Origin of the sequence: Streptomyces capitiformicae (genome assembly GCF_002214185.1) — a bacterium.
Classification (GTDB): domain Bacteria; phylum Actinomycetota; class Actinomycetes; order Streptomycetales; family Streptomycetaceae; genus Streptomyces; species Streptomyces capitiformicae.
The window spans coordinates 6,139,609-6,157,113 of the sequence record NZ_CP022161.1 but is presented as its reverse complement, the minus strand read 5'-3'; the positions used below and the strand labels follow the sequence as shown (position 1 = coordinate 6,157,113).

Genomic DNA, 17,505 nt, shown 5'->3' with positions numbered 1-17,505 from the left:
AACTCGTTAGTCACGGGCGGGGGCGTCGCAGGTTCTCCTGTGAGGACAGCAGCCCGAGCACCGCGTGCTCTCCGTGATGCTTGCGCCACCGTTCAGCCAGTGCGCGGTCGGTGAACTTCCCTCGGCCCGGATCGCTCGACGTGGTCAACTCGATCGCGTCCCATCCGCCGGCTTCTGTGGCGAACGCCGCGGCGATTTCCGCGAACGACGGGCCGCGGTAGTAGCTGACGTGGGTGTCGGTGATGTCCAGCACACTCCCGGATTCGTCTGAGACCAGGGTGTTGGCCGCCACCCGGGAGGTGAAGTAGGCGCTCACGTCATCCTTGACTTCGACGCGCATCGCGCTGGACACCTGTTGCCGGTAGCTCGGGGGCTTCAGACAGGCCAGGTAGGAGAAGTCGATCCGGGTGCCGTCGGTGCGGACCACTTCGAAACCCGGGTACGGTCCCTGGAGCGGGGGCGCGATCACAAAGGACTCCACGCCCACGCCGATCTTGGCATCGGCCTCTTCGTGCAGGTCGAGAAGGTCCAGCAGGAGCAGGTGATCCTCCTCCTGGTCGACGATGCTGCCCACGCTGTATCCGTACAGCACGTCGCGGACTGCTTCCTGCGCCGCCTTCTTGGATGGGTACTCCCGAGATCCGATCCAGAACTTGGGCAACGGGTTCTCTCCTTTTCTGTGTGTGGCAGTGCTGCCCGCCCGCAGTCCGGACTATTCGGTCTCTACGAGTTGTCCCGAGGGGTTGACCCGGCACTGGAAGAGGTGGAAAGGGCCGCCGCGTGCGGACAGGAAGGTGGGGTGGGCGGTGAGCTGTAGTACCCGCTGCCGGTAGCGCCAGCCCGTTCCATACTGTGCGCGCCGCACGTCGGCGGGGTTGGTCTCCCATTCGGCCAGGTGCTGGACCAGGGCCTCGAGCGTCTCGCCGTCCCGGGGTGTCGTGCTCGGGGAGGCGGGCGCCTCCTGGAGGACGGCGACGATGGTGTGCGCGGTCTGGGCGCTGAGCCAGGTGGCCGGGTTTGCGTCGGCGGCGCTGGTCCGAAGCCGCACGAGGGTGTTCTCCAACGGGTCGGCCGTCCACGGTTTGCTGTTGGCGAGGGCCGGCTCCTCGGTCAGCCAGTCCAGCAGGACGCCGGACTCGTGGCCGTTGAGGCCGACGCCTTCCACGCCGGCGAACAGGGCGTGGAAGACGCGCAGCAGGACGTCGCGGCGGCGCGGCACTTGGCGGCGCTGGACCAGGCAGTGCCAGCACAGCCAGCCGATCGGCACGTAGGGGAGTTCCTCCGTGAACGGAGGGCGGCCGATCAGCTCGCCCGTGGTGTAGCCGTCGCCGCACAGCGCGCAAGTGCCCGGCGCGCTCGCTCCCTTGACCGACCTGGGCCGGGGTAGCCGGCCGATGCCTCCCGGCCGGTCGACCCGGGTGACGCGCCGCAGGCGTGCGCGGTACGCGCCGCGGCCTTCCTGTTCGCAGATGCGGAGCTCCCGGAGGATCTCTCGCAGGTCGTGGTCGTCGGCGCCGGAGAGCCGGGGCAGGTTCAGCAGTTTGAGGACCCGGCCGTACAGGGGCTGGGGGCCCTCGCCGACGGCCGCGGAGAGCGCGGCAACTGCCTGGTTCGCCTGCTCGCGCAGCTCGGTTCCGGCCAGGGCGTCCATCTCCTGGTCGCGGGGGAGGACGTGCTCGACGCCGAACAGGGTCATCTGCGGGGGTCCGTCTCTCTCCGCTGGATCGTTCCCCGCACACCCTGCACCCGCCGCCACGTCTCAACGGGTGCCGTCACCCGATCGAGGGATCAGGCATCACCCGACTGGCTCAGCCCGGGGCGGAGGTACCGGCTGGCTGCCGAGAGGAAGCCGGTCAGTTCGCGGCGGCGTCGCCTGGCCCGTCGCCGCCGGCCAACGGCGAGGTGGCCTTTCGCGGTCGGCCGCGGGGCTTTTCGGCAGGCCAGTGCTCGGCGAGCCGCTCCAGGAAGCCGTCCGGATCGGCGACCAGTGCGGTGAGGCACGCCACGACAAAGCCCTGCATCTCGCGGTCCCGGTCGCTCAGCGCCTGAGTGGCCTGCTGTTTCAGGTCAGCGCCAGGGCGGACGGTCAGCCCGGGATCTCTGTGCCGGTCGGGTCGCTGAGGGGTCATACGAAGAACCTCCCATAAGTGGCTTGCCACTTTCAAGGTGCCGCGCTACCTTAAAAGTGGCAAGCCACTTATTGGATGTGGAGGACCTGCCCGTGAAGATCAGCGAACGCAGCAACCCCGCCCGCTACCAGGGCGCCCTCGTGAGCGCGGCGCTCAGCTCGGGCGTCGGCCACGACGCGCCCGACGCTGACCTCGACCAGGCCGCCACCACGGCGGGTCTGCGGCCGCCGGCACTCGCCGCGTCACGCGAGGCCGTGCGGTACGCCCTGGAGTGCCCGGTGGACTTCATGGGCGACGACAGCAACCAGGACATCGCGCAGGCCGTGTTCGACGCCGCCAGCGAGCGCCGTCCGCTGGTAGTCCTCGACCACCGAGGCCGCCCGGTCGTGATGGTGCCGCAGCCCGTTGAGGAGTCGGTGTGAGCGCCGGCATCACCGAACCAGCCGAGGCGCGCGAGATCGAGTTCGCCCCGGCTCTGGGGGACGACCTGAAGGTGGAGCCGGGCACCGGCTACCTCCAGCCGGGTGGCCTGGTCGTGCACACCGGCTGGTCCCGCCCGCTGGACGGCGCACCGCACGAGCGCAGCCAGCACCCCGCCTACGAGGGCAGTAGCGTCCAGTGCTGGAACATCTCCACGCCCGACGGGCACCGTGCGAGCCGCTTCCCGTACCTGACCCGCCCGGACGCGGCCTCGGCTGCCGCGCGCATCGTAGCCAGCCTGCCCGGCGAGGTGTGGCCTTCCGACGCCGACACCACGGCGCTGCTGCCGCTCGCCCTGGAGGCCTCCGGCAAGCCGGACATGCTGCCCCTCACCCACAAGGGCAAGCCCAACTGGGGCTCCGGGCTCGGGGGCGACCTCGCCGACTTCTGGATGCCCGACACCCGGGCCGCATACGAGCGGATGATCGCCGCCCACGGGCGGATCCCGAAGAACTGCCGGGCGTGCGCCAAGACGGTCCGTCATCAGAAGCGTCTCGGCTGGATGCCCCGGACCAGTCACTGGCCTCTGTGGTCAGTGCAGGGTCACCGCGGAAGGCTCGTCCGTCCGCACTGCTACTGCACCGCCTGCATGCGCATCGACGTGTCCATGGGAACGTTCGGCCCGGGCGTCGACCAGGAGGGCGAGACCGTCCCTGGCGCCATGGCCATCTACCCCTACAGCGCTATCCCGGGCGTGGTCGACCCCGACATGGACCGTGGCGAGCGGCCCTTCGCCTGGTTCAAATACTTCCTCAGCGAGGGCGGATGCGTCGTCATCGATGAGCGCCCCGGCGTGGGGCTCTGGCCGGCGGGCGTGCGGCATGACGACGCCCTGTTCTGCGAGACCGGAGTCACCGGAGAGTTCGGCCTCGACGACGTCACTCCCGGCACCTAGCACGGATCACCGAAGTCCGAGCAAAGACGTGGGCGGACGCCGGGTCCCCGGGAGGTGATCCGGCGTCACCCTCCCTCCCTCGCACGTGCTCCGATTCCTTCTCAATCGCGGAGGCACCCTGATGATCACCGAAACCTCTTCGGTCATGACACACGTCGGCCAGCCAGCCGCCCTCGCCCCGGCGGGAAGGGAGCCCGCGTCGTACCGTCTGCCCGCGTGGTACGACGAGCAGCACGCCCGGGAGAACGCGGCCCGCTACCTGCCCCGCATCGAGGTGGAGGCGACGATCCGCCGCTACCTGGAGGTGAAGCAGACCAGCGAGTCCCTGGGGAACATCCCGGGCAACGAGCTCAGCGACCAGCAGTGGCGGGCCCTGCGGGCTGCGGACGACGAGCTCAACGACCTGTACACCCGGCTCGACCAGGCCTGCGCCCTGATCTACCTTCCGGACGGATACCGGCCGTCGTACCTCGACCACCTGGCCGACGCCTACCGGACGGGCGAGATCCTGCCCGTCCGTACGGTGCCGATGGTCGGGAACCTGCCCGTCGAGCACCACGCCTCCCTCGGCGTCTCACGGAAGCCGCTGTCGCGGGTGCCGACGGGCGCGCGCGTCGAGGCCACCGTGTCGATCGCCTCGATCCGGCAGGCCAACGGGTACGTGCGCCTGCTGCTGCAGGACGAGGCGGGACAGGCGGCGCACGCCCGGATCCGTGACGACCGCTGCGCTGCGGCCGACCAGGTCCTCGGGCGTCCGCTCCAGGTCGGTGACCGGATGCTGGTGCGCGGCTACGCGGACCAGGAGCCGGTCCTGCCCACCGGCATCAAGACCATCGACGTCTTCACCGTCCAGGCCACGGCATGAGCACGGCCGCCGCCCTGAAGCCGTGGGCCGTCGACATCACGGAGACGACGCGCGGCAGGCTCGCCGGGTGGCGTAGTGCCCGCCGACGGCGGCGTGCCGAGTCCCGGGCCTGGTACCAGGCCCGGGACTTGGGGGAGTTGGCGGTACTGACAGCCCAGTGGCTGCGGGGCCGGATGCTGTGGACTCCCAACGGGCACGCCGGCGGCCCCGACCCTGAGACGCTGCCCCTAATCGATGTCCTTGCGGACCTCAACCTCGCCGGGATCCTCACCGAGACCAGACAGCCCGGCGAACCGCCGGATCTTCCCCGGTTGCGACCGCCAGGCCGTACGCAAGGTCGCCACTGCGTGGCAGATCACGCTCATCGATCTGCAGTGGGGCCGGGACACCGTGCTGTGGCCGTTCCTCACCACCTTCCTCAACTCCCAGCAGGCGGTGCTGGCATGACGGCCGTGAGCGAGTCCGGCCGGGAACATGCCGGTCGTACACCGGTGCAGGACGCCCCCGTGGACCAGGCGAATGACACAGCCTCCCTGGACACCGCCGAGATCGAGTCCTGGCGCACGTACAACGACGGCACGACGAAGCCGCTGTTGAAGGTGGCGTTGCCCTACGAGGTGGCGCGGCGGTCGGCCGCCTTCCACGAGGCCGGGCACGCCGTCGTCGCCGCGGCGTACGGGGGGCACATCACGGTGACCGGCGTCATCGACGTGCCCGCAGAGGGAGTCCAGTGGTCGCTGACCGGGCGCACTGTCTGTAAGCACTTCTTTGGGCTCCACCGCAGGGAACTGAAGTGGCTCCAGGCGTAAGAAGTTGATCTGGCTCCACTCTGCGCTCATGGCGCTGAATGGCTCTCGGACGTCGGGATAGGGTCCGGTGGGAGGTGCGGGGGTATGAGTTTCCGGCTGGCGGCGTACGCCGTGTGCATCGAGGGCGGGCGGGTGCTGCTCGCCCGTCACGTGCCGCCGAAGGGCGAGAGCACCTGGACCCTTCCGGGTGGCAGGGTCGAGCACGCGGAGGATCCGTTCGACGCGGTGATCCGGGAGGTCGCTGAGGAGACCGGCTGCGATGCGGTGGTCGAGCGCCTGTTGGGCGTGGACTCCCGGGTGATCCCCGCGGCCGAACGTGCCATCCCCGGCGGACCAGAGCATCAGAATGTGGGCGTCTTCTACCAGGTTCGTATCACCGGCGGTCAGCTGCGGCCGGAGCCGAACGGTGAAATCGCCGAGTCGGTCTGGACTCCGATTCCCGATGTCGCTCGCCTGCGCCGGTCATCGCTGGTCGACGTCGGCCTCGCCCTGGCTCAGACGCTTCCGGCGACCGGCCACGTCGCTGCTGTCCCGGTCGGCGGCCTGATCCAGCACTGAGGCGCGATCAACATCCGACTGGCTGCCCTGCAGGCGGCGTCGTTCGCCAGTGGCCTGGCCGGCAGGTCCGCGGCTTGAGTCGAGCCGGGTCGGCAACCCTCCACGCACCTGTCGGGGATGCGCTGACGAAGGTCCACCGAGGCTTCAAAACTACCGTCAACACCCCCTACCCGGGCCAGCGGAACCACCCGATCGAAGTGGGGCCAAATCACCTTGCTACAGGGGCGTGAATCACACCGATACACGCCCCCTCCACCCCGGCAGTGGAGCCAAAACAGGTCGTGTCCCTTCTCGTGGTGTAGCCGATCATCCGGCGGTCGTGTTGGTGGTGTTGGGTAGCGCGGGGGCGCTTTCGGGGCGCTCGGAGGGGTAGAGCCGGTCCATGCTTCCCTCGGGCAGGTAGCGGCGGGGGAAGGCGATCCATTCGTCGTGCAGCTCGAAGAGCACGGCGGTGACCAGCCGCAGGAGCGCGTCGTCGTTGGGGAAGACCTGGACGACGTCGGTGCGGCGCTTGACCTCGCGGTTGATCCGTTCCAGCGGGTTGGTGGACTGGATCTTCTTCCAATGTCGCTCCGGGAAGGCGGCGAAGGCCGTCAGGTCGTCCTTCGCCTCCAGCAGCATGTCTTTGACCTTGGGGAACTGCTTGCCGAGCATGTCGGCGACGGTGTCGAGCTGGGTGCGGACCGCATCGGCGGTGGGCTGGGCGAAGATCGTGCGGATCGTGGCGGCGGCCATCTCGGCCGCTTCCTTGTTGATCACGCTGAACACGTTGCGCAGGAAGTGCACCCTGCAACGCTGGTAGGCGGCCCCGAGCATGACCTTGCGGATGGCTTTGACCAGTCCCAAGTGGTGGTCGCCGATGACGAGCCGGACCCCGGTCAGACCTCGTTCGCGCAAGGAACGCAGGAACTCGGTCCAGAACACCTCGGTCTCACTGTCGCCGACCATCACGCCCAGCACCTCCCGGCCGCCCTCCTCGGTGATCCCGGTGGCGATCACCACGGCGCGGGACACGATCTGGTGCTCGACCCGCGCCTTGCAGTAGGTCGCGTCCAGATAGACGTACGGGAAGCGGACGTGGTCCAGGGGCCGGGCGCGGAACGCGGTCAGCTGGCTGTCCAGGTCCTGGCAGATCCGCGAGACCTCACTCTTGGATATCCCAGTCTCCGCGCCGAGGGCCTTGACCAGGTCGTCGACCGACCGCGTGGACACGCCGTGGACATACGCCTCCATGATCACCGCATACAGGGCCTGGTCGATGCGGCGGCGGCGCTCCAGCAGCGCGGGGAAGAAGCTCCCCGACCGCAGCTTGGGGATCGCGAGGTCCAGGTCGCCGGCCTGCGTGCTGAGCGTCTTGTCGCGGTGGCCGTTGCGAAGCGCGGTGCGCGTCTCGGTGTGCTCGTTCCATTCCGCGCCGATCCGGGCCGTGGCCTCGGCCTCGATCAGCTCCTGGAGCATCCGCTCAGCCACACTGCGGACGAGTTCGAGCCCGTCCGCCGAACGTAGTGACTCAAGCAGCCGGAGTAAGTCATGCTGAGACAGGGCCATCCTGCACCTCCCGCGTTGAACTGCCCGTTCACTACGGAGAGTTGCACGATGGCCCGCCTTACGGGCAGGGAGCGAAAGCCCATCGGCACACGCCCCCCGGCGCGCTCCCTAACCGTGATCGGCTACACCACGACAAGGGGCGCCATCCTTGTTCACCCAGCCCCGGCCGTAGTCGACCGACGTCGCCGCGACCTTCCCGCTCGCCCCACACGAAACGAAGAGTCGGGCATCAAGTCTCATACCGCCCTCTGAGACAGATCAAAGCTATGGAGAGAAGACGTGGCGGACGCTGCACGGCTGCGCCGCTTCCGTGACCTCGCAGATCGCCGCCCGTAGGGCCTCGACCTGCGCTTTCGTGCGGCGGGGCCGTTTTACGGAGCTAGCGTCGTAACTCGCCATACCTCCCATTGAACGCCTGGGACAGTGCTGGGGCACCGCCTTGGACGCCCCGTCCGCGTCGTCCCGGCACGCTCAGTCCTGACGGGCGAGCATGACCGCGGAAACGAGAGGGATCAAGGCCAGCACCGGGATAAGTACCAGTTCCGGGAACACACCCAGGAGCAGTCCGCCCAGCACCGCGCCGACGACGGAGCCCGCGGCCAGGAACATGGTGAAGCGCAGGTTCGTGCCGAGCACCGCGCAGTTGCCGTCACGGCTGTAACGGGCGAAGGCCACCAGCATCGTTGGCAGCGACACCTGCAGGGCAGAGGCTCCCCGCGGTCTGATGTCCTCCGGGGATAGGAACCAGGTGTCCGCCCAGGATCCGTCCGGACCTCCCAGCACTGGTGTCGACGCCGAGCGGGCCGCGGCCGCCGCACGCCTCCCGAGCCGCTGTCCTCGAGGACCGCCAGGAAACCGCTCGGCGGCAACTCCGGCCACAACCCCCTCGCCGTTCTGGCTAGTCTGGGCCGGTGGTGGCTGTTGACGGCTGGAGGCGGCCACAGCCACGCTGCGAGAGGACGTCGATGACCGACCCCGTGACCATTCCCGACACCAAAGCGGATCCGGGTGTCTTGGTGCTGGAGTTCCGGCACGCTCACCGTCTCATCGATCCGTCTGAGGAAGGCGTGCAGACCTGGCGGGTCGAGATCGTCGCGGGCGGCAAGACGGTCGGCAGCCTGCGTGCCACGCGCGGCCTGTACTGGAAGGCGGACAACCTGCGCGAGCGGATGGCCGACGAGCAAGCCTTCCTCTCCCTAGTGGCGGAGCAACTACTCGACCACGACGGGAAGTTCCTCCCCGACTTTGAGGAGTTCGTCGACATGGCCTCCAGCGTCCTGGTCGTCGACGAACTGGACATCGCCTCGCCCTGGAACGACCCCTGGATTGTCGCCGGTCTGGCCTCCAGCGTCATCGACCGGCTGACCGACAACCAGTTCGCCGTGGTCTTCCCCCACGCCGCCTCCCCGTGCACCGGCGCCGCCCTCCTCGCGGAAGCCGCCACCCTCCTGAGCGCCAAGCCATTCTCCGACGAGCTGCTCATCATCGACACAGCCCTCGCCGCCCCTGAGGAAGCCGCCCACCGGGTACAGGAACGCCTCCGCACCCGTGCCCGCTACGGGGGCGCCGACCCGTTCAGTGACGACTGGGACGAGGACGAAGAAGGCGGGGAAGAAGACGGAGGCATTCTCACGGCGCGTACGAGGATCGTCCTGCTCCTGGCTCTGCAAGACCTGTCTGACCAGGCATGGGAAGAAGCCGCGGCGCTCGGCGACGAACCCCTCCCGCGTGGCGCCGGCGGTCTGTTCGGCGCGCTCCCGCCGGTCACACTGCGCCAGGACGCCACCTGGCGCCGGCACATGGCCAGGACCTTCGACGACCTGGCCGCAGATCTCTCCTCCGAGGCCGAGTTCGAACCGCGCTGCACCGGCGAGGAGATGGCACTCCACCTGGGCATTGCCCGGGCCCGACACCTGACGCACAACCAGCCACGCCGTGTACGCGACTCCGTCGAGAACCTGCCCGAGCACCGTCGCGACTTCGACTGGGAGGCCTGCTCCGACCTCCTGTTCCAGGATCACGACGTTCTAATGCTGTTCGACAACTCCCTCGACGGCATCGAGGACGGCGACAGTCAGGTCAGTCAGGCGCTCGGCGTGATCAACCTTGCGGCACAGGACTGGTTCGACGCCTTTGATCCTGAGCAGGCCCGAGATCCCGCCCGCGGCTTCCGCCACGAGTGACGAGACGCCGGCGCTGACCGCCGATCCCCAGGACCCGGCGTTCCTCGCCGCCCAGGCCGTGCTTGTCGTGATCAAGCAGAACACCAGCGGCGGCAGACCGCCGTCGGCCTGCTGATTGCGCAGAGCACCTGAACGAGGGCATCGGCAAGGCCGTGTATCTAGCCCCGGACAAGTACCTGGTCCGGCAGGTCCGCGAGGAGGCCGCGAAGCTCAGTGTGGCCGTTGAGCCAGCGGATGCTGCCGCCGAGCTGGTCCGCGTCCTTCTTGGCGATCGTGTCCGTGACACACCGAATCCTGGATCCTCGAAGTAGCGGAGCGGGCCGGGCACCGCGATCCGGCCGGCGACGACTACGGCGTGCCCATTGCCGCCGTCGCCCGTCACTGCGGCGAACTCCTCGACACTCCCGTCTACGACGGAGCCTTCGCCCGCGCCGCCGCCCAGGTGCACACCCTGCCTTCGCGGCCTTCGAGTACGGCAACGGCGGGGGCCGAGCTCCGGATTGAGCGCGACGGGCGCCAGGATCATCCGGTCTCGTGCAGCACTTCCGGTCCCAGTCCAGCGCCATCCCGGCACTCCTCCCCAAACGTACGCGGGCGGCTCCCAGCGCACCCAGCATCGTCGTCGTCGACGCCCACGCCGCGCTGGCGACCGCGGATGACCAGTTCCGGCTACGGGTGCCGGCGAGCCACGAGGCGTACCTGAAGCTGCTGGACCTGTTCGCCGAGGACGACGGGGATGTTGCTGGCCTCGAGATACATGACCGCATGGGGGACAGTTGAAGGGGCACCCGCCGTCCGTCGGCCGCTGCCCCTCTCTTCTTGCCCGAACGCCTTCGGCGGGAGCCGCATCCGCTGGTACCGTCGCTCGTATGGACCAGAACGGATCCCAGGTGCCGCCCTTCGAGCCGGAGGAGTACGCGCGCGTGGAGGCGGCCGCCAACATCGTCGGCAAGTCTCCCGAGGACTTCGTCCGCGACGCGGCGCTCAAGGCTGCTGATGACCCGTTCCTCAAGGCCCTCGGCCGGACCCGCGACCGCGTCGTACCGCAGCTCGCCGAGGTCTTCGCCACCCAGGACACCAGCGCCGCCGACACCAGCACGGCCGCGTGGCCTGACCCCGCGCCCCTGGGCAGCCGTGACCTGCACGAGTTCCCGCGGCACGGTCACGCCGCGTGACCCGGTTCCTCACCCCGCAAGAGCTTTTGCAGATCGCGCAGACCCTCCCGGGCGACCCGGCCTGTCTCGACCTGGGCGTGCTGGACGCCGTGTGCGCCCGGGTCCAGGCCCACTACATGGGCCGCGACGTGTACGCGAGCGACTGGCTCAAGGCCGCGGCCATGCTGGAGACCATCGCGCTGCACGAGCCGCTGGAGGCGAAGAACGAGTTCTTCGCCTGGCTGGTCGCCGAGACGTTCCTCAACACCAACGGCGTCACACTGGACTACGAGCCGGAAGAAGCCCTCGCGCTCGTCATGCGCTCCAAGCACAAGGGCGCCCGCGTCCAGGAGGTCGCCGCGCAGCTGCGCGCCTGGTCCACCGGCTAAGAGCTCCTAACGGAATGCGGTTCGCAGGCGGCGCCAGCAGATCAGCGAGCAGGCGAGCTTGAGGAACGCCTCGTGGATGTCGTCGCGGATCTCCCAGCGGATACGCAGGCGGCCGAACCAGTGCAGCAGCGCGATCGTCTGCTCCACGACCCACCGCTTGGTGCCCAGGCCCGAGCCGTGGTCTGTGCCGCGGCGGGCGATGACGGGCTTGATGCCTTTCGCCCAGACCTCGCGGCGGTAGCAGTCGTGGTCGTACCCACGGTCCGCGTAGATCTCCTTCGGCCGCTGCCGGGGCCTGCCGCGTTTGCCGCGGATGGGCGGTATCGCCTCCAGCAGTGGCACGAGCTGGGTGATGTCGTTGCGGTTGCCGCCGGTCAGCGTCACCGCAAGTGGGATGCCGGTGGCATCGCAGATCAGGTGGTGCTTGGAGCCCGGCCGGCCTCGGTCGACCGGGCTCCGGCCGGTTTTGGGCCGCCCTTGAGCGCCCGGATGTGGGAACTGTCGATCACCGCCCTCGACATGTCCAGGCGGTCCGCTGCCCGCAGTTCGGCCAGCAGCACCTCGTGCAGCCGCTGCCAGACCCCGGCGTTGTTCCAGTCCCGCAGGCGTCGCCAGCAGGTCATCCCCGAGCCAAAGCCCAGCTCGGCGGGCAGCCACTCCCAGCGGATGCCGGTGAAGAGGACGAACAGGATGCCGCACAGCACCTTGCGGTCATCCAGCGCCTTCCGGCCCGGGTACCGGTGTCGGCGCTGCCGGACCGGCAGCAGCGGCTCGATCCGCGCCCACAACTCATCATCAACCAACCACGGTTGAGGATCGCGCTTCCTCACACCCAAGCAACCGAGTCGCTCCCTCAGAGGTCACGGGCATTCCGCATTCCGTTAGGAGCTCTAAGACCCCGGCCAGAGCCCACGTCTATCCGTCTCCGTCGGCGCGCACCTCGAATGTCGATCCAGGTGACACATCGCCTGTGACATGAAAGTGCTTCTGCTGTTCGTCATGGTGACGCCGGCCGACAACCACGACGCCGTCGCAGCCAAGGAGGTCTTCCTGCGGGTGCGTCTCATGCACCCGCAGATCGCCGTCGTCTGGGCCGATTCGTTCTACGGCGGAACGCTGGCCGACTGGGCTAAGTCCTTCCTCAACCTGACGATCAAGACCGTGAGCAGGCCCGAAGGAGAGAAAGGCTGCGTTCTCCTACCACGACGTTGGGTGGTGGAGCGGAGCCTGGCGTGGTGGCTCCACGCCCGCAGGAACGCTCGGGACTACGAGACCCGGCCCGAGCACTCCGAAGCGATGCTCACCCTCGCGGTCATCACGTTGATGACGCGCCGACTGACTCGGCAGCTCATCCACCCCACCGCCGCCGCACCGCGACCGACAGCAGCCGTCCGGGCCGCGTGAACCTCAGTTTCACTCTGGCGGCCATTGCTCCGGCACCGGGCTGGATGCCACGGCGACGTCCAGGACCCGGTCTCGCAGCTGGACCGCAAGCCGATTGGTCGCGTTGACCAGGGAAGTCAGGGTGTCTTCCGGTTCGCCGGACTCAATCGCGGCCTTAGTGTCTTCAAGAAGCTGGAGAGCATCACCAGCCAGTTCTTTGCGAGCAGCGGCTTCCTGTTCACTGAGTCCCAGCAGTTCATCAGGCGCGAGAGCCACAGCGAGGCCTTCCAACTGGCTTTGGCACGACGCCATTTGCTGGAGTGCGACATCAAGAGGTTCGTACGGCACGCCTGCGCAACGACCTGCCGCGCCCAAAGTCACCTGATCGGCGGTGCGATCAAGGGTTCAAAGGCGGGTTCGCAGGTCGTTGGTGTCCAGCACCAGCGTCCGCACCCGGTGGCCAGTGAACCGCTGCTGCATCCGGCGCAGTTCCAGCTCCATGAAGTACGTGCGCACTTCCTGCAGTTCGGTGTTAAGCAGGAACGTCCATTGGTCCGGGGCGAACCGGCCGTTCACGATCGCGTTGTAGCGCTCGCCCCGCAGCCGGGCCGCCACCGACCGGTCGGCGATGGCCTCCAGCAGATCGGTCGCGCTCTGAAGCGTCCACCGGTCGCCCACCATCCGGTTGGCGGCCTGCTCCCAGTTCTCGGTCACGCCATCCGTGGTGCGGGCGATGAAGTGGTGGGGGTGCGGCGTTCTGGAGGTCGGTGAGCCCCTGCTCGGTCAGGCGGTCCAGCAACGCAATTGCCTCAGCGCAGGTCGTTCTGGGCCTCAACAGCATCCACGTGCTCCTCACGGCGGGCCGTCCGCATCACCGGACGGGGCTGAGCCTAAGCTCCGTCCGGTGGAGACGTTCTGGATCACCGCGATGGCGGTCCTGTGGGGTGCCGGCACGGGCCTGCTCATACCGCGCGCCGCGTACCGGCTTTCCGTGCAGCCCGAGGAACCGTGGCGCGCAGCGTGTCCCGCCGGACACCCCTTCGCCGGCGCCGGGAACGGATGGCTGGGGCGGGCCCGCTGCGCCGACTGCGCCTCTTACGGCCCCAGCATGCCCGTCCTCGCCGCCGGCACCGCTGCGGTCTGCGCCGTCCTGGCGGCCGCCACCGGTGCCCGCCCCGAACTGGTGGTCTGGCTGCTGATCGCCCCGGTCGGTGTACTGCTCGCCATCGTCGACTACACGGCGCACCGGCTGCCCGACGTGCTCACCCTGCCGCTTGCCGCCGCTGCGCTCGTCCTGCTCGGCATCGCCGCACTGCTGCCCGATGCCGGCGGCAGCTGGACATCCGCGCTGCTCGGCTCCCTCATCCTGGGAGCCAGCGCTTTCGTGCTCTTCCTCATCAGCAATAGATTCGGGTTCGGCGATGTGAAACTCGCCCTCGTCCTGGGTGCGGTCCTGGGCTGGTACGGCTGGACCCTCATCCTGATAGGGGCCTTCGTCGGATACCTACTCTTCGCCCTGTACGGCATCGCCCTCATCCTCAGGGGCCGGGTTGGCCGAACGGCCACGATCCCGCTCGGCCCGTTCCTTCTCGCTGGGGCGCTGGCCGGCGTGCTCCTGGGCTCCAATGCCCCTTGAATTCGGGCCGGCAGGGGGAGGAGGACGCCGGGCTCCGACGTCTGTGCTGATGGCGCACAGGGCGGGCCTCGTGCTGGCTGCCAGGTAATCACATACCACTTCTGCGAAGGGCGCACCGCTCCGATGTCAGCAGGCTGTTCGGCGTAACAGACCCGAGCAGAGCAGGTTCGCCGCTGGACTCTTTGGCGGAACGCCGAGCGCGCCTCGCCTCCACCGTCAGCAAGCTCTGATTACGCTGCGTATCTCGGCCATGGCGAGCCCTGGGGGCCTCTGTGACACAGATCCGGATTGCCACGTTCAACCTGGAGAACTTCGACGAGACCGCCGCGGGCGCGCGCCCGTCGCTCAAGGAACGAATCACGCTGATGAAGCCGCAGATCAGGCGGCTTCGGGCGGATATCGCATGCTTTCAGGAAGTCCACGGGCAGGAGCGCCCCGGGCAGCCGCGTGCCCTGCTCGCGCTGAAAGAGCTGCTCGCCGGCACCAACCTCGACGGCGCGTCCTTGACCAGCACCAAGCCCGCAAACGACGCGGTCTTCGATGTGCGCAACCTGGTCATCGCCACCCAACTGCCGGTCATCAAGCACCAGCAGCTGAAGAACGACCTGGTCGCCGAGCCCCGCTACCAGCGGCTCACCGCCACGCCCCCCGACGCGGGACCAGTGCCGATCGGTATCGAGCGGCCCATCCTGCACGCGCAGATCGACATCGACCACGCAGAACCCGGCCGCCTCCTGCACGTCATCACCGTGCACCTGAAATCCAAGATCCCCAGCGACATCCCCGGCCAGGTGATCGACCCCCAGAAGGGCATCTGGCGCACCGCCGACAGCTGGGCCGAAGGCAGCTTCCTGTCGTCGATGAAGCGCATGAGTCAAGCCCTGGAAGTCAGGCGTCTCATCGACCAGATCCTCGACGACGATCCGGACGCGCGCATCATCGTCGCCGGTGACTTCAACGCCGAACCCCAAGAAGTCCCGGTACTGGCCATCTGCGGCAACGTCGAAGACACCAACAACGGCGACCTCGCCACACGGGTCCTGGTGCCCATCGAACACACCATCCCCAACGAGGCCCGCTACACCCTCTTCCACCACGGCCGCGGCCAGATGCTCGACCACATGCTCGTCACCCGCAACCTCCTCGCCCACTACCGCGGCTCAGAAATCCACAACGAGATCCTCCACGACGACTCCATCGCCTTCGCCACCGACATCAAATACCCCGAGTCCGACCACGCCCCCGTCGTCGCCACCTTCGACTTCGACTGATCCCCAAGCGCCTACCCGTGCTGGCCGGGCTGTACAGCCGACGCCATGGAGGTCTCGTCGGCCCGGCCCGCCGCCGGTGACAGCTGCGACCCGCGCCGACCAACGGCGCTCGGCCCATCGTTGGCTTCCTCTGCGACTGAATCAGGGGCGTTGCTGGGGAACGGGCCGTCGACGGGCCGCAGACCTGGACCGCGCAAGTCGCCGTACGCCCTCGGGGGATCCCATGGAAGCTCTGTTCAACGTCGTACCCATCCTCTTGATTCTCTTCGCGGTGTACATCGCCGTCGTCCTGCTCCGCCGGTCCCGCCAGGTCAGCGCTGCATGGACCAGGGGGATCACAGCCCAAGCACGGTGTGTCAGGTCGTACACGACGACCAGCGGCGGCGGGAACAACACAGTGCGCACAACGCTGCACCACGTCTACGAGTTCACGACCGGTGACGGGCGTGTCATCCGGTTCGACGAGGAGGGCGGGCCGTCGACCACAGTCGAGGGCGACATCGTCACCGTGCACTATCTGCCGGAGCGCCCCGAACGCGCCACTGCCAAGGTCCCGGCCCAAGGGAAGCTCGCCGCGAGCACGGGCGGTGCGATGCTCTTCCTAGCCGTGTTCATCGCCTTCGCTGTCTTTCTCATGGTCACCTGGAACTCGGACGGCTCGATGCCCTGACCCCTCGGGCGCGGGTGCCGGTGACGCCGGGGTGCCGCACGTCGTGATCCTCCCCGTAGGCGCCCAGATCCTTTTTGCACTGCTTGCGCAGGTCGACGCGCGCGTGGGCGTACTGGAGTGCTCTGTCTGTCGTTGCGTGCCGGTGCCGGGTGCGTGGCCAGTAGTGTCGGTGGCCCCAGTGGTGACGGACAGGGAGCGGACGGATGCAGTCGGATGAACCATCCCGGGGGTCACGGGTTGATCCCTGGCTCGGCCATTACGCAGCGAGGGCCGAGGGGATGGTCGCGAGCGAGGTGCGGGCGCTGTTCGCGGTGGCCGCGCGGCCGGAGATCGTTTCACTGGCGGGTGGGATGCCGAACGTGTCCGCGCTGCCCATGGATGCCGTGGCGGCGATGATGGCCGACCTGGTGACGGAGCGCGGGTCGGTCGCCCTGCAGTACGGGTCCGCCCAGGGGGATCCGAGCCTGCGGGAGACGATCTGCACGGTGATGGCCGAAGAGGGCATCGACGCGCACCCGGACGACGTGGTGGTCACCGTCGGCTCGCAGCAGGCGCTGGACCTGGTCGCGCGCGTGTTCCTCGACCCGGGGGACACGGTGGTCACCGAGGGCCCGACGTACGTCACGGCCCTGGGCACGTTCGCCGCGTACCAGGCCCGCGCCGTCCACGTCGACATGGACGAGCTGGGCGTGCTGCCTGAGGCGTTGGCGGAGACGTTCGCCCGGCTGGAGCGCGCCGGGCGGAAGGCGAAGCTGTTCTACACGGTGCCGACCTTCCAGAATCCGGCCGGGGTCACGCTGGCCGCCGAGCGGCGGTTACGCGTCCTGGAGGTGTGCCGCCGCGCCGGGGTGCTCGTGCTGGAGGACAACCCCTACGGGCTGCTGCACCTGGAAGGCGAGCCGATGCGCGCCCTGCGTGCCGACGCACCCGCGGACGTCGTCTACCTGGGGTCGTTCTCCAAGACCCTGGCGCCGGGGCTGCGGGTGGGCTGGGCCCTGGCTCCGTCCGCAGTACGGGACAAGCTGGTGCTGGCCGCCGAGAGCGCGATGCTGTCCCACTCCGCGTTCGCCCAGCTCGCCGTGGACCGGTACCTGCGCACCCAGCCGTGGCAGGAGCAGCTCAAAGCCTTCCGGGAGATGTACCGGGAACGGCGCGACGCGATGCTCAACGCCCTGCAGGAGCACATGCCGGCGGGGGTGTCGTGGACACGGCCGGGCGGCGGCTTCTTCGTGTGGGTGACGCTGCCCGAGGGCCTGGACTCCAAGGCCATGCTGCCCCGGGCAGTCCAGAACAGGGTGGCCTACGTGCCCGGCACCGGCTTCTACGCCGATGGCGCCGGGCAGCGGGCCATGCGCCTGTCGTACTGCTATCCGCCGCCAGAACGCATCGCCGAGGGCGTACGCACCTTGGCCGGGGTGATCCGCGGCGAGCTGGAGCTGTGGGAGACGTTCGGCACCACCGCGCACCCGCACAGCCGAGGCCCGCAGACCCCGGGCCCGGACCACTCCTGACGCCCCGACAGACAGAGGAACGGA

22 protein-coding genes and 3 pseudogenes are annotated in these 17,505 nt (G+C 68.7%); 17 read left to right on the top strand and 8 right to left on the bottom strand.

Annotation, left to right across the window (positions count from 1 at the left end; translation table 11 throughout):
- Window positions 1–10: 10 nt before the first annotated feature.
- From CES90_RS27465 to CES90_RS27455, 3 genes are all read right to left on the bottom strand, one after another.
- Window positions 11–661, bottom strand: a complete 651-nt coding sequence (locus tag CES90_RS27465) for a DUF3223 domain-containing protein (RefSeq protein WP_189786721.1) — start codon at window positions 659–661, stop codon at window positions 11–13.
- 51 nt (window positions 662–712) lie between these two features.
- Window positions 713–1,696: a hypothetical protein gene (locus CES90_RS27460; protein ID WP_189786722.1), complete on the bottom strand. Its 984-nt coding sequence runs from the start codon at window positions 1,694–1,696 to the stop codon at window positions 713–715.
- A 157-nt stretch (window positions 1,697–1,853) separates the two neighbouring features.
- Window positions 1,854–2,129 carry a hypothetical protein gene (locus CES90_RS27455; protein WP_189786723.1) on the bottom strand — a complete coding sequence of 92 codons (276 nt, stop codon included), beginning with the start codon at window positions 2,127–2,129 and terminating at the stop codon, window positions 1,854–1,856.
- A 92-nt stretch (window positions 2,130–2,221) separates the two neighbouring features.
- On the opposite strand from CES90_RS27455, the gene CES90_RS27450 reads away from it, so the two are divergent.
- The 7 genes and pseudogenes from CES90_RS27450 to CES90_RS27425 all read left to right on the top strand — a co-directional run bounded on the left by CES90_RS27450 (window position 2,222) and on the right by CES90_RS27425 (window position 5,736).
- Window positions 2,222–2,551, top strand: a complete 330-nt coding sequence (locus CES90_RS27450) for a hypothetical protein (RefSeq protein ID WP_189786724.1) — start codon at window positions 2,222–2,224, stop codon at window positions 2,549–2,551.
- A complete protein-coding gene (locus tag CES90_RS27445) occupies window positions 2,548–3,504 on the top strand; it encodes a hypothetical protein (RefSeq protein ID WP_189786725.1) in 957 nt (318 codons plus the stop codon). The genes CES90_RS27450 and CES90_RS27445 overlap by 4 nt, the downstream gene beginning before the upstream one ends.
- A 121-nt stretch (window positions 3,505–3,625) precedes the next feature.
- On the top strand, window positions 3,626–4,369 hold the full coding sequence (locus CES90_RS27440) for a hypothetical protein (RefSeq protein WP_189786726.1): 744 nt from the start codon (window positions 3,626–3,628) through the stop codon (window positions 4,367–4,369).
- A pseudogene (locus CES90_RS52055) lies at window positions 4,366–4,611 on the top strand (DUF6919 domain-containing protein); the annotation flags it as partial. The gene CES90_RS27440 and the pseudogene CES90_RS52055, both read left to right, overlap by 4 nt.
- The gene (locus tag CES90_RS27435; protein WP_408646660.1) at window positions 4,604–4,816 is read left to right on the top strand and encodes a DUF6919 domain-containing protein; all 213 of its coding nucleotides are present in this window, start codon (window positions 4,604–4,606) and stop codon (window positions 4,814–4,816) included. The pseudogene CES90_RS52055 and the gene CES90_RS27435, both read left to right, overlap by 8 nt.
- The gene (locus CES90_RS27430; RefSeq protein ID WP_189786728.1) at window positions 4,813–5,178 is read left to right on the top strand and encodes a M41 family metallopeptidase; all 366 of its coding nucleotides are present in this window, start codon (window positions 4,813–4,815) and stop codon (window positions 5,176–5,178) included. Before CES90_RS27435 ends, CES90_RS27430 begins: the two co-directional genes overlap by 4 nt.
- A gap of 84 nt (window positions 5,179–5,262) precedes the next feature.
- Window positions 5,263–5,736 (top strand): NUDIX hydrolase, encoded by a 474-nt coding sequence (locus tag CES90_RS27425; protein WP_189786729.1) that lies wholly within the window; start codon window positions 5,263–5,265, stop codon window positions 5,734–5,736.
- Window positions 5,737–6,042: 306 nt separating this feature from the next.
- Here the strand turns inward: CES90_RS27425 and CES90_RS27420 are convergent, their stop codons facing one another.
- Entirely contained in the window at window positions 6,043–7,284 is a 1,242-nt protein-coding gene (locus CES90_RS27420) for an IS256 family transposase (RefSeq protein WP_189786730.1), read from the bottom strand.
- Window positions 7,285–7,755: 471 nt separating this feature from the next.
- Window positions 7,756–7,980: a hypothetical protein gene (locus tag CES90_RS27415; RefSeq protein WP_229914271.1), complete on the bottom strand. Its 225-nt coding sequence runs from the start codon at window positions 7,978–7,980 to the stop codon at window positions 7,756–7,758.
- 269 nt (window positions 7,981–8,249) lie between these two features.
- On the opposite strand from CES90_RS27415, the gene CES90_RS27410 reads away from it, so the two are divergent.
- From CES90_RS27410 to CES90_RS27395, 5 genes and pseudogenes are all read left to right on the top strand, one after another.
- Window positions 8,250–9,467: a hypothetical protein gene (locus CES90_RS27410; RefSeq protein WP_229914272.1), complete on the top strand. Its 1,218-nt coding sequence runs from the start codon at window positions 8,250–8,252 to the stop codon at window positions 9,465–9,467.
- Between the two features lie 298 nt (window positions 9,468–9,765).
- Window positions 9,766–9,921 (top strand): annotated as a pseudogene (locus CES90_RS49935) (fic family toxin-antitoxin system, toxin component); the annotation flags it as partial.
- A gap of 80 nt (window positions 9,922–10,001) precedes the next feature.
- A complete protein-coding gene (locus tag CES90_RS27405) occupies window positions 10,002–10,247 on the top strand; it encodes a hypothetical protein (protein WP_189786731.1) in 246 nt (81 codons plus the stop codon).
- Between the two features lie 89 nt (window positions 10,248–10,336).
- Window positions 10,337–10,642, top strand: a complete 306-nt coding sequence (locus CES90_RS27400) for a type II toxin-antitoxin system TacA family antitoxin (protein WP_189786732.1) — start codon at window positions 10,337–10,339, stop codon at window positions 10,640–10,642.
- The gene (locus CES90_RS27395) at window positions 10,639–11,010 is read left to right on the top strand and encodes a type II toxin-antitoxin system death-on-curing family toxin (protein ID WP_189786733.1); all 372 of its coding nucleotides are present in this window, start codon (window positions 10,639–10,641) and stop codon (window positions 11,008–11,010) included. Before CES90_RS27400 ends, CES90_RS27395 begins: the two co-directional genes overlap by 4 nt.
- A gap of 6 nt (window positions 11,011–11,016) precedes the next feature.
- Here CES90_RS27395 and CES90_RS27390 read toward each other — a convergent pair.
- A protein-coding gene (locus CES90_RS27390; RefSeq protein ID WP_373313555.1) for an IS5 family transposase occupies window positions 11,017–11,813 on the bottom strand; the annotation gives its coding sequence in 2 pieces (ribosomal slippage) (window positions 11,017–11,480 and window positions 11,480–11,813; 798 coding nt in all).
- Window positions 11,814–11,970: 157 nt separating this feature from the next.
- Here CES90_RS27390 and CES90_RS27385 point away from each other — a divergent pair.
- Window positions 11,971–12,396, top strand: a pseudogene (locus CES90_RS27385) (transposase); the annotation flags it as partial.
- Between the two features lie 27 nt (window positions 12,397–12,423).
- Here the strand turns inward: CES90_RS27385 and CES90_RS27380 are convergent.
- Both CES90_RS27380 and CES90_RS27375 read right to left on the bottom strand, forming a co-directional pair.
- On the bottom strand, window positions 12,424–12,741 hold the full coding sequence (locus CES90_RS27380; RefSeq protein ID WP_189786735.1) for a hypothetical protein: 318 nt from the start codon (window positions 12,739–12,741) through the stop codon (window positions 12,424–12,426).
- A gap of 57 nt (window positions 12,742–12,798) precedes the next feature.
- Window positions 12,799–13,107 carry a hypothetical protein gene (locus tag CES90_RS27375; RefSeq protein WP_189786736.1) on the bottom strand — a complete coding sequence of 103 codons (309 nt, stop codon included), beginning with the start codon at window positions 13,105–13,107 and terminating at the stop codon, window positions 12,799–12,801.
- Window positions 13,108–13,321: 214 nt separating this feature from the next.
- On the opposite strand from CES90_RS27375, the gene CES90_RS27370 reads away from it, so the two are divergent.
- From CES90_RS27370 to CES90_RS27355, 4 genes are all read left to right on the top strand, one after another.
- On the top strand, window positions 13,322–14,029 hold the full coding sequence (locus CES90_RS27370) for a prepilin peptidase (RefSeq protein ID WP_189786796.1): 708 nt from the start codon (window positions 13,322–13,324) through the stop codon (window positions 14,027–14,029).
- 272 nt (window positions 14,030–14,301) lie between these two features.
- Window positions 14,302–15,300 (top strand): endonuclease/exonuclease/phosphatase family protein, encoded by a 999-nt coding sequence (locus CES90_RS27365; RefSeq protein ID WP_189786737.1) that lies wholly within the window; start codon window positions 14,302–14,304, stop codon window positions 15,298–15,300.
- A gap of 223 nt (window positions 15,301–15,523) precedes the next feature.
- On the top strand, window positions 15,524–15,970 hold the full coding sequence (locus CES90_RS27360; protein ID WP_189786738.1) for a DUF3592 domain-containing protein: 447 nt from the start codon (window positions 15,524–15,526) through the stop codon (window positions 15,968–15,970).
- A 278-nt stretch (window positions 15,971–16,248) separates the two neighbouring features.
- Window positions 16,249–17,481: an aminotransferase-like domain-containing protein gene (locus CES90_RS27355; protein WP_229914273.1), complete on the top strand. Its 1,233-nt coding sequence runs from the start codon at window positions 16,249–16,251 to the stop codon at window positions 17,479–17,481.
- Window positions 17,482–17,505 lie beyond the last annotated feature (24 nt).